This window comes from Alloprevotella sp. OH1205_COT-284 (assembly GCF_003859795.1).
In the GTDB taxonomy this organism is placed as follows: domain Bacteria; phylum Bacteroidota; class Bacteroidia; order Bacteroidales; family Bacteroidaceae; genus Alloprevotella.
In genome coordinates this window covers 1-432 of the sequence record NZ_RQYI01000074.1, presented here as the reverse complement: position 1 = coordinate 432, position 432 = coordinate 1, and the positions used below count along the sequence as shown (strand labels likewise).

Below are 432 nucleotides of genomic sequence, written 5' to 3'. Positions count from 1 at the left end.
ATAATCCCCGGAGAACGGTATAAATTGTAGGCAATAGCCTCCAAAGTGTGTTGCATATGCATCTTGCTCAAACCTACATAACGGGCTGTTTCGCCACTAAACCAACGCTTGATGGATCCAAAAGTACGTTCGACTACATAACGAGAACTGCTGATCAGACGATTAAGGGTTTTCTCGGAAGAAGTCAAAGGTTTATCCTTTTGGGCACGATGCATAAGACCCGATCTGAGTTTTCGCCCTTTCAAATAAGCCTCATTCTCTGCCGAACGATAACCTTTATCTGCCAATACAAGCGTATCTTGCGGTAAATCGAGCTTATCCAAAGGAGTGTTCAAATTCTTGATGTCGCTTTGGTTGGCCGGTGTGGTGACTTCGGCCAAAATCAAACCGTTTTCATCCGTGGCCGTATGACGTTTGTAGCCGTAATGAGAT

Annotated in this window: 1 protein-coding gene; it reads right to left on the bottom strand. The window is 44.7% G+C overall.

Annotated features, from left to right (window positions below; all coding sequences use genetic code 11):
- Positions 1–432 (bottom strand): transposase (locus EII14_RS09110; protein ID WP_148090635.1); only part of this gene is annotated, 432 nt, incomplete at both ends.